Annotated in this window: 1 protein-coding gene; it reads right to left on the bottom strand. The window is 69.4% G+C overall.

The genetic code is table 11. The features are described 5' to 3' along the window. Positions 1-239: 239 nt before the first annotated feature. Positions 240-366: sodium/proton-translocating pyrophosphatase (locus SB822_RS55425; protein ID WP_410858885.1), on the bottom strand; the 127-nt coding region annotated here is incomplete at its 5' end.

Here is a 366-nt window from a genome sequence, read left to right as displayed (position 1 = left end):
GATCTCGATGACGACGTTGATTTCTTCCGGCAGGTTCTTGCCGGCGTTGACCAGTTCCAGGCCCATGCGTGCTCCGAGGCGTTCTAGCGGTGATGTGGACCGCGAATTCTACGCCTTCGGCTGCTGCGCTGCAGCGAACATCCCCGGGGGTGCGGGGACCCATGGCTGGGCCGGGGATCCCGGCCAGGGGCACCCGCCGGGGTTCCCGGCGGGCGCTGGCGGTCAGGCCGGCCGGAGGCTCACAGCAGCGGCACCAGCAGCAGGGCGACGATGTTGATGATCTTGATCAGCGGGTTGATCGCCGGGCCGGCGGTGTCCTTGGAGGGGTCGCCGACGGTGTCGCCGGTGACCGCGGCCTTGTGCGCC

This window comes from Paraburkholderia sp. SIMBA_054, from assembly GCF_046534875.1.
Classification (GTDB): Bacteria; Pseudomonadota; Gammaproteobacteria; order Burkholderiales; family Burkholderiaceae; genus Paraburkholderia; species Paraburkholderia hospita.
This window is presented reverse-complemented; position numbering and strand designations above follow the sequence as displayed.